Here is a 7,406-nt window from a genome sequence, read left to right as displayed (position 1 = left end):
TGCAGGTACCCACCTCCACCCGCCTCACCTTCTATGCCCGCTACGGTGACTGGTTCAACCTCCTCATGCTGCTAACCGCAATCGCCGGCATTGCGGTGAGCTTTCGGAAGCGCGGGTGATGGGGGGGGATCGGGGTATTTATCTGAACGTTTGTTATATTTATACTTCAAAACTCAGTTCCAACTGACCTTAGGAAGCAATAATTATCCTGCAAGTTTCGGGTCGTTTAACTCCTACCCATCATTAACTTAGCTCATCAAATCATGCAAGTACAAGTGATTAAAGACAGCAAGGGAAAAGCTCAAGGCATTTACATTCCGATTGATGATTGGGAAAAGCTCAAAAAACAATTTACGGGTTTGAAAGAGTTTGATTATGGTGACCCCGACCGTGAACAGCTTATTTCCGAATTAAAACAGTCTGTATCAGAACTAAAACTGATAGATGAAGGGAAACTCAAAGCACGGCTCGCAAAGGAATTACTTGACTCCCTATGAGTTTCGAGGTTTATTCGATTCCCGTTTTTGAAAAGCAAACAAAAAGGCTTGGGAGAAAATATCCGTCCCTGAAAAAGGACCTCGCCATCCTGATTGATCAGCTGAGCCAAAACCCGGTTATCGGCACTCCCCTTGGTAAAGGTTTTTATAAAGTCCGACTTTCGATATCATCAAAAGGAAAAGGCAAATCGGCTGGTGCAAGAGTCATAACTTATGTAAAAATCACAGAGACCGCAGTTTACCTGTCGTATATCTATGATAAGTCTCAAAAAAGTACCATAGCCGAAAGTGAACTCGAAGAACTACTGAGACAATTCCAGGATAATTAAGGTGCTTAAATTGAAGGGGTTGAACACACGGACTCCGGTGAATTCCCCACTCTGAACACCTCTTTTTAATTCGGAAAAACCTCCAGGCTTTTGAAACCCTGGAGGTTTTTCGTAGCATGATTTGCCAGATCCTTCGACTACGCTGCGCTGCGCTCAGGATGACACGGGTGCCGGGGCAGCATGCGGCGCGGCTGGCCGCGCCGGGGGTGTTGGGGTTGACGGAGGCTGCGGGTTTGCTGCATAATTTTGGCTTCGTCCGGGGCCAGGATGCTGGAAAAAACCTCCAAGGTTTTTGAAACCTTGGAGGTTTGTCGTATATCCGCGAAATAACATCACCGCAAATTCCTGGCCGATCCGGGAAACCCACGTGGAATCTCATCCCGTGATACTTCGTCTCTGCATCGCTGCAAAGACCTGACAGGTTTTGAAAACCTGTCAGGTCTGGCTCGCAAAAAAATCCGTGTATATCCGACCCGATCCGCAAAATCCGCGTGCCATTATTGCGGCAGACCTCACCCCATCCCCTCTCCTGAAAAGAACCTCGATGCCTGATTGAAATGCTCTTCAGGAGAGGGGCTTTTTGTTCCGAGCTGGTTTTGGGTTTCGGGGCCTGGATCGGGGGATCCTTCGACTCCGCCTCCGCTTCGCTTCGGCTTCGCTCAGGATGACACGGGTGCCGGGGCAGCATGCGGCGCGGCTGGCCGCGCCGGGCTTGTTGGGGTTGACGGAGGCTGCGGATTTGCTAAAAGCTCGCGCCCCAACCGGGGCGCTTCCGTGGCTTGGCGGGTTCCTGGCCGCAATACGTGTAAGAGTATGCTGAAGCCCCGAATCGCATGAACCGGGCCGTGTTGCAGGATTCGAATCCTGGCACGCAGTTCTTTTTCCTCCGCCCGCGGTCGGCGGTCTGCGGTCTGCGGTCTTCCGTCCCCGGTCAATCCGACCCATCCTTGTACCACGTCCGCAATTTGGTGCCACCCGGAGGATGTGTATTGTAAAATATGCGGACTTCCCCCGAAGCAAACACGGACCAAACACAGAGCAAACCCGGATTTAATGAGCTCTTATCCCCCCGTTAAACGGCGTTTAAACGCAGGTTTCTGATTGGGAAAAAGGGCGTTTTTTTTACATTCAGTTTTTATTTAACAAATTACTCTTTGCGCTGCTTCACCTTTGTGCGGGCAATACCAAAAGGGGCTGTAAAGTCAGGGATTTGTTCGGTAGCGCGCATTCTGCCGTACCGACTCCGGTTTCGATCTCACCACAGCCTTCCGGTTAAAATAGCCCGGGGAAATTCGGGTGCCATCAATGAGGGCTTATGGTGGATTGCTGCTTTAATTTACATGAAGATAAGACCGTTGTCTTTTTGGCATCTTGCTTAAATTCTGATATGCGCTGATTCTTCGAATAACAGCTACCTTAATACTGTAAACCCAAAGCAATTGTATAGCGACGTCACCGAAATACGCGATAATGACTGACTTGAATAAAATTTATCTGTACAGAATGACACACATTGAAATGTGCCTCATATTCTGCGATTCGGTATAACCCATCGGAATTCACCGGACAGAAACCCAGATTTCACGCCGATTGGAGATAGCTCCCTTATTTCAGCCCGTACTTATCATATGTTGCCAAATGGCAGGCAATTGGCCGATTATATACCTTTTTACTTTAGTAGCCGAATGCCTATGCTCTACGTTATTCAAAACGGTTTTAATGGAGTACCCGCCATCTCGCCCGAACTAATCGTTTATTGTATCAGCTCGGTAGGAAAAGTTATTGCGTATGACCTTGATTATATTTTTACAGACGGACATGCTGTAGATTCTTTTTCTTCCGTCTTTAGAAAAGAAGACACACCCCGTATTAAACAGCTGCTCGATTTTGAAGCAATCCGGGCGAGGTATTGGAAAGATGATAACGACCTTGATAAAAAAAGGAGAAAAGAAGCTGAATTTTTAGTTTTAAGCGACCTGCCGGCGGTTGCTATTCTTGGATTTGTAGTGTACAATAATTAAGCCCGCAAGCGACTTGAGGATTGGGGCGTTAAATCATCCCAAATCGTTACCGACAAGAAACACTACTTTTAAATATGGTTCACTTCCTCACAGGAAATATATTAGAGAGCCCGGCTGAAGCGCTCGTAAATACCGTCAATACCGTAGGTGTAATGGGGAAAGGTATTGCCCTGCAGTTCCGGAATCAATTTCCGGCCAATTACAAAATTTATAAAGCGGCCTGTGCTAACAAATCGCTTCAGATTGGTCAGTTACTCATAACGGAGGAGGAATCTCTGCTGCAAGGGAAAAAAATCATCATCAATTTCCCTACTAAGACCAACTGGAAGCTGCCCTCCGAGTACTCTTATATCAGTAAAGGATTAGAAGCACTGAAATCTGAAATCCGGAATCGAAATTTAAAATCTGTCGCCATTCCTCCTCTTGGAGCCGGCAATGGTGGGCTTGACTGGAATAGAGTGAAGCCAATGATTGTAAATGCCTTACAACATTTAAACTGCGACATATACCTGTATGAACCCAATGCTGAAATCAGGGAAATAATGAAAAGCGAACGGGTAAAACTCACGCCTGCCCGCGCCATGATGCTGGCTGTTTTGTATGATTTGGTTCGTAACGGAGAATTCGTATCCGAGTTTGCAGCGGAGAAAGTAGCTTACTTTCTACAGCGCTTTGGTGCGCATGATGCATTTAAACTCGAATTTAAGCCCAACTTTTATGGCCCGTATTCAGGAAAAGTCCGCCATGTACTGTACCACCTCAATGGCAGTTACATTATGGGTTACAGCTCTAAGGACAAAAAACCTTTTGAGGAGCTAAGTTTAATTATGGATGCTGAAAAGGAAGTAATTGCATTTTTGGACCTCCCTGAACATTCGGCTTATAAACAAATTGTAGCTGACACCAAGCAGTTCCTTTCGGGTTTTTACTCTACCTACGGTTTAGAGCTATTATCTACCGTTGATTTTATTAAGCAGGATAAAAAAGCTACGCATACAGATGAAATTTTAGCGGAAATGAAAACCTGGAATAACAGAAAAAGGACTTTGTCCGAAAATCAGAGATTTGTAGAAATCGCATTGCAGAATATTAAAAAGCAGTTGGTTTAGTCATTTCAGCACAAACTAAGCAAACTGCTACTTTGGCTCTTATTCCCCCGGCGGGGGCTAATTGAGATTTAAAGCCTTTAGGGAGTATTTATCACACCTTCGATCAGGGTCTAAGAATGCATTTCGGGAATTGGAGGCAGCGTTTTTCTGCCGGGCACGTAGCAAAAACCTGACCGTTCAGGCCCGTTTAAAATAATCTGCGAACACCCCGCACCAACCCACAAAATCCACCTGCCATCTGCCTCGCCATAATTCCGCTTTAACGGGGTGCTTAGCCTCCCGCCGCATTTCCAAAACCTCACATTTATTTTTGGCAATCCGGCATTGGGCTTTCTTATATTGTTTGGCGCAGCGGTATTAAATTTTGTGCATTTTTGTCATTTATTCAGCCAATTAGCCCTCTTTTCTGATGAGCGAATCGTTTTTTAAGCGTCCGATCCTGAACTCACCTTACGAGTACCCCTCGAAGCACTGGGAACTTGACGATGACGGACAGCCTACGCACAAAACCCTGCCTTTCCGGAGGGAGTCGAAGCTCATCACCCCCATCCCTAAAGCTAAAAAAAGAAAAGACGGTTCAAAGCAGGGCAGGCTTGCTTTTGATGAGATCGAGGGCCTTTCCAACGAAGAAATTCAGTACGACCCTACGCCCGTCATTAACGGCCTCAGGAAAGTGGTCGATGAATGGCGCGCCCTATCTAATTCGGCTGATTGGCAGGTTACCCCGGAAACGGCACGGCTGCTCAAACACTGGCGACATCATAAATTTATGGGCTACCGTCCGTTTTTCTGTCAGGTTGAAGCAGTTGAAACCCTGATCTGGCTTACCGAGGTGGCACCAAATGCCGGGAAAAAAGGCAAACAATTTTTAGATCATATCAAAGGGGCTAATGAGGATGCCAACCCGGAACTGTTGCGAATCGCTTTGAAACTGGCTACCGGTGCGGGAAAGACTACGGTTATGGCCATGATCATTGCCTGGCAAACCATCAATGCCCTACGCAGGCCCAACAGCGATCGCTTTACGCGTGGCTTTCTGATTGTTGCCCCGGGCATCACCATTAAAGACCGCCTCCGGGTGTTGCAGCCTAACGACCCCGACAGCTATTACAAAAGCCGGGAGCTGGTTCCGCTTGATATGATGCAGGATCTGGAACGCGCGCGGATTGTGATTACCAACTACCATGCCTTCAAGCTTAGAGAGCGGTTTGAGGTTTCCCGTGCCGGCCGCTCGCTGCTTCAGGGACAGCGCGGGGAAGACATCAAAACCCTTGAAACAGAGGGCCAAATGATTCAGCGGGTGATGCCGGAGCTGATGAGCCTCAAAAAGGTGATGGTCATCAATGATGAGGCCCATCACTGCTATCGCGAGAAACCTGTTGATAGCGATGCCGAAATTGACCGCCTGAAGGGCGATGACAAGCAGGAGGCCAAGAAAAACAACGAAGCCGCCCGCCTCTGGATAAGCGGCATCGAAATGGTGAAGCGTCGTATCGGCCCAACAAAAGTGATCGACCTTTCGGCAACTCCTTTCTTCCTGCGGGGCTCGGGTTATGCCGAAGGAACCCTCTTCCCCTGGACCATGAGCGATTTCTCCCTTATGGATGCCATTGAATGCGGTATCGTGAAACTGCCGCGGGTGCCAATCGCTGATAACCTTCCGGGGCAGGATCTGCCCGTGAACCGGGATCTTTGGCGCCATATCGGTAAAGACCTGCCCAAGAAGGGGCGCGGCAGCGGTAAATCGCTCGACCCCGAGAGCATCCCCCTGAAACTCCAAACCGCCCTTGAGGCGCTGTACGGTCATTACAAAAAGACGTTTGAAGTCTGGCAGAAGTCCGGCATCAGGGTGCCTCCCTGCTTCATTATTGTATGCAACAACACCGCAACCTCGAAACTTGTGTACGACTATGTTTCGGGCTATGAAAAAGAGACCGATGATGGCCACATGCCCGTTGAAGGAAAGCTGGAGCTGTTCCGGAATTTTAATGAGCACGGACATCCGTTCCCGCAGCCGAGAACCCTGCTGATCGACAGTGAGCAGCTTGAATCGGGTGAGGCCCTTGATGACAATTTCAGGAAGATGAATGCCCGGGCACTCGACCTGTTTAAACGGGAAATGGTGGAGCGTACCGGCAATGCGCAGGCGGCAGATAAGCTCACCGATCAGGAGGTGCTGCGCGAGGTGATGAACACCGTTGGCAAAGAAGGCCGACTGGGCGCATCCATCCGCTGTGTGGTTTCGGTTTCTATGCTCACCGAGGGCTGGGATGCCAACAATGTGACCCACGTGCTGGGCGTGCGGGCTTTCGGCACGCAGCTGCTGTGTGAGCAGGTTATCGGCCGTGCACTCCGGCGTCAGTCGTACGAGCTGAATGAGGAAGGCCGTTTCGAAGCCGAATATGCCGATGTATTCGGTATCCCCTTCGATTTCGCCGCCAAGCCGCACGTTCAGCCGCCGCAGCCGCCGCCGGATACCGTGCGCGTTAAGGCCGTGCGCCCCGACCGCGACCATCTCGAAATCAGCTTCCCGAATGTGGCGGGGTACCGGACCGAAATTCCGCAGGATCGCCTCACCGCATCCTTTACCGCAGATTCTGAGCTGGTGCTCACAACGAAAATTGTCAGCGCCACAAATACCCAAAACTCCGGCATCATCGGGGAGCAGGAAACCCTCACTGTAGAGCATCTTAAAGATACCCGCAAATCGACCCTGATTTTCCACCTTGCGGTTTATCTGATGAACAACAAATACCGCGAGCAGGGGCAGGACCCGCCTACGCACTTGTTCAGTCAGCTCAAGCGCATCACCAAAGAATGGTTAGATAACTACCTGGTATGTAAGAGCGACACCTGGCCGGCACAGCTCCTGTACCGGGAGCTGGCTGAAATGGCCTGCAATAAAATCATGGCTGCCATCAATCAGTCAGAAACCCAAAAAGGCCGGAAGATTGTCGCCATCCTCTCCCCTTTCAACCCGAAAAGTTCAAGCCGCTTTGTAAACTTCAGCACCTCCAAAAAAGACCGCTGGGAAAGCTCGCCTGAGCGCTGCCACGTGAACTGGGTGATCCTCGACAGCGATTGGGAGGCCGAGTTCTGCCGGGTTGCCGAAGCACATCCCAAAGTGCTGGCCTATGTAAAAAACCACAACCTCGGCCTGGAAGTACCCTATCTGTTTGGCAGCAAAAAGCGGACCTACCTCCCTGATTTTATTGTGCAAATTGATGACGGCCACGGCCCCGAAAATCCGCTGAACCTGATTGTGGAAATCAAGGGCTACCGCGGCGAAGATGCCAAAGAAAAAAAGCTCACGATGGATACCTATTGGGTACCGGGGGTGAACAATCTCGGCGAATTCGGCCGCTGGGCTTTCGCAGAGTTTCGCGACGTTTACACCATCGAGAGCGATTTCAAGGAAAAGGTCGAAAGCTTTTTTGATGAGATGGTTTC

General features: G+C 49.4%; 5 protein-coding genes. All 5 read left to right on the top strand.

Features of this window, described 5'->3' with window-relative positions:
- The first annotated feature begins 263 nt into the window (after positions 1–263).
- Positions 264–497, top strand: a complete 234-nt coding sequence (locus LAT75_RS14600) for a hypothetical protein (protein WP_291483418.1) — start codon at positions 264–266, stop codon at positions 495–497.
- On the top strand, positions 494–826 hold the full coding sequence (locus LAT75_RS14595; RefSeq protein WP_291483417.1) for a type II toxin-antitoxin system RelE/ParE family toxin: 333 nt from the start codon (positions 494–496) through the stop codon (positions 824–826). Before LAT75_RS14600 ends, LAT75_RS14595 begins: the two co-directional genes overlap by 4 nt.
- A gap of 1,520 nt (positions 827–2,346) precedes the next feature.
- Positions 2,347–2,847, top strand: a complete 501-nt coding sequence (locus LAT75_RS14590; protein WP_291483416.1) for a DUF4433 domain-containing protein — start codon at positions 2,347–2,349, stop codon at positions 2,845–2,847.
- Between the two features lie 74 nt (positions 2,848–2,921).
- The gene (locus tag LAT75_RS14585) at positions 2,922–3,956 is read left to right on the top strand and encodes a macro domain-containing protein (RefSeq protein ID WP_291483415.1); all 1,035 of its coding nucleotides are present in this window, start codon (positions 2,922–2,924) and stop codon (positions 3,954–3,956) included.
- Positions 3,957–4,365: 409 nt separating this feature from the next.
- The coding region (locus LAT75_RS14580; RefSeq protein ID WP_291483414.1) for a BPTD_3080 family restriction endonuclease at positions 4,366–7,406 on the top strand (3,041 nt) is incomplete at its 3' end.

The organism is Cyclonatronum sp. (assembly GCF_022565315.1).
GTDB lineage: Bacteria > Bacteroidota > Rhodothermia > Balneolales > Cyclonatronaceae > Cyclonatronum.
Note: the sequence above shows the minus strand (reverse complement) of the source record. Positions and strands in the feature narration are given on the sequence as shown.

What these genes read in the sequence shown, in the direction of transcription:
- LAT75_RS14585 (WP_291483415.1), top strand. Translation starts at nt 2,922, where the DNA reads ATGGTTCACTTCCTCACAGGAAATATATTAGAGAGCCCGGCTGAAGCG.
- LAT75_RS14595 (WP_291483417.1), top strand. Translation starts at nt 494, where the DNA reads ATGAGTTTCGAGGTTTATTCGATTCCCGTTTTTGAAAAGCAAACAAAA.
- LAT75_RS14600 (WP_291483418.1), top strand. Translation starts at nt 264, where the DNA reads ATGCAAGTACAAGTGATTAAAGACAGCAAGGGAAAAGCTCAAGGCATT.